General features: G+C 67.7%; 2 protein-coding genes. One reads left to right on the forward strand and one right to left on the reverse strand.

From position 1 onward, the window contains the following. Positions 1–591: MFS transporter (locus VMR03_RS09460; protein ID WP_325404543.1), on the reverse strand; the 591-nt coding region annotated here is incomplete at its 3' end. A gap of 199 nt (positions 592–790) precedes the next feature. Here VMR03_RS09460 and VMR03_RS09465 point away from each other — a divergent pair. Beyond that, the gene (locus VMR03_RS09465; protein WP_325404545.1) at positions 791–2,275 is read left to right on the forward strand and encodes an AlkA N-terminal domain-containing protein; all 1,485 of its coding nucleotides are present in this window, start codon (positions 791–793) and stop codon (positions 2,273–2,275) included. Positions 2,276–2,411 lie beyond the last annotated feature (136 nt).

The raw sequence follows: 2,411 nt of genomic DNA on the forward strand, positions 1-2,411 counted from the left end.
CAGAAGGCCCGGCGCGCCGACGACGTAGAAGGCCGCGCGCCAGCCATACCACTGGCTGACCCAGCCGCCGACGAGGAAGCCGATCAGAATGCCGATATTGATGCCGAGCGAATAGACACCCATGGCGGCGGCGCGCTTCTCGGGCGGGAACATGTCGGAGATCATCGAATGGGCGGGCGGGCTCGACCCCGCCTCGCCGACGCCGACGCCGATGCGGGCGAGCGCGAGCTGCGCGAAATTCGTCACCGAACCGCAGACGACCGTCATCGCCGAAAAGATCGTCAGGGCGAGCGAGATGATGTTGCGGCGATTGCCGCGGTCGGCCCAGACGGCGATCGGAATGCCGAGCGTCGCATAGAAGAGCGCGAAGGTGATGCCGGAGAGAAAGCCGAGCTGCGTGTCGCTGAGCCCGAGTTCTATCTTGATCGGTTGGAGCAGGATCGAGAGGATCTGGCGATCGACGTAATTCGCGGTGTAGGCCAGCATCAACACGCCCAGCGCATAGTTGCGATAGGCTGGCGTCATCACCGCCGATCCGATCGAAACGCCCCGCGCCGGCGCGGCTACTGTGCCGCTTGCCTCATCCGTCATGCCGATCCTCCCAGATCGCCGGCTTTTCGCGGGTTTCCCCGTCTCTCCCCGGCCATTGCAGCGAGCCTAACAGCGGCGCGGCTTTTGACAACCCATTGGCCGCACAAACATTTCTGTCAGGAACCGCGATGTCTCCAGCGCCATGGGCATGTCCGTTTTTGGCGAGTGCATAACCCGTGGCGGGGCTAGACTGCCTTCCATGAACACAGACCTGCTCGATCCAGATTTCTGCTACCGCGTCATCCAGGCAAAGGATGCGCGTTTCGACGGGCGCATTTTCACCTGCGTCACCTCGACGGGAATCTATTGCCGGCCGGTCTGTCCAGCGCGGGTGCCGAAGAAGGAGAATTGCCGCTTCGTCGCCAGCGCCGCCGCCGCCGAGGCGCTGGGTTTCCGCTCCTGTCTCAGATGCAGGCCGGAAACCGCGCCGGGGACGCCGGCCTGGGCGGGCACGCAAGCCGCCGTCGCCCGGGCGCTGCGCCTCATCGAGGATGGCGCGCTCGACGAGGACGGCGTCGAAGAGCTCGCGGCGCGTGTCGGGCTCGGCGCGCGGCAACTCAGGCGTCTCTTTCTCGCGCATGTCGGCGCCACGCCGCAGGCCGTCGCCGCCAACAGGCGGTTGCTGACGGCGAAGCAACTCATCACCGAGACGGGCATGAGCTTCGCCGACATCGCTTTCGCATCCGGCTATCAGAGCCTTCGCCGCTTCAACGACGCCGTGCGCGCGAGTTACGGCGTTGCACCGACGGCGCTTCGGCGCGACAAGTCGGCGGAGCTTCCGGCGCAGGCGGGCAACGCGATCACGCTGCGCCTCGGCTATCGGCCGCCCTTCGACTGGGAGCGGCTGCTCGCCTATCTCGCGATCCGCGCCATTCCCGGCGTCGAGGAGATCGGTATCACGCAGTATCGCCGCAGCTTTCGGCTCGGAGACGCCGCCGGCATCATCACGGTCACGCCGTCGCCGAAGCCCAACGCACTTTCCATCCGCGTTCAGGGCGACGGGGCGTTGCCCGTCCGCCAGATCGCGACACGCATCCGGCGGCTCTTCGATCTCGATGCCGATCCGCAGGCGATCGCCGCCGCGCTGCGCGACGATGCGCTGCTCGGGCTGCGTCTCGCCCATGCCGCCGGCATCCGCGTACCGGGCGCCTTCGACGGTTTCGAGCTCGGCGTGCGCGCGATCCTCGGGCAGCAGGTGTCGGTCAAGGGCGCGACGACGCTCGCGGGCCGGGTCGTCGCCCGCGCAGGGACACAGCTTGCGAGTGCCGACGGATCGCTCACGCATTATTTCCCGGCGCCGTCCGCATTGGCCGCCGCCGATCTCTCCGGCCTCGGCCTGACCGGCGGGCGCATCGCGGCGCTCAAGGCCTTCGCCGGGGCGGTGGCGCGGGGCGAGGTGGACTTCAGCCCGGCACAGACCCTCGACGAAAAGATCGCGGCGCTTTGCGCCGTGCCCGGCATCGGCGAATGGACGGCGCATTACATCGCGCTGCGCGCGGTGGGCGAGCCGGACGCCTTCCCCGCCTCCGATCTCGGCTTGCGCAAATCGGCAGGCAATGGCGCGCCGATCGCGACCCGCGCGCTCGAGGAGATGGCGGAGGCCTGGCGGCCATGGCGCGGTTATGCGGCGCTGCTTTTATGGATGGTCCCGGAGGTGGGCGCGTCCGCGCTCGCCGCCGATTGATGGAGGACGAAATGAAACAGACAGCGAAAGAGGACCTCGCGGTGACGAGCCTCAAGACACCCATCGGCGTGCTGAGGCTCGCCGCGAGCGAGGATGGGCTCGTTGCCGTGGTTTTTCCGGGCGAGAAGAAGAAGCG

It is taken from the genome of Parvibaculum sp., assembly GCF_035511255.1.
In the GTDB taxonomy this organism is placed as follows: domain Bacteria; phylum Pseudomonadota; class Alphaproteobacteria; order Parvibaculales; family Parvibaculaceae; genus Parvibaculum.

Bases quoted from the DNA above. Each gene is read 5' to 3' on its own strand.
- VMR03_RS09465 (WP_325404545.1), top strand. From the start codon at position 791: ATGAACACAGACCTGCTCGATCCAGATTTCTGCTACCGCGTCATCCAG.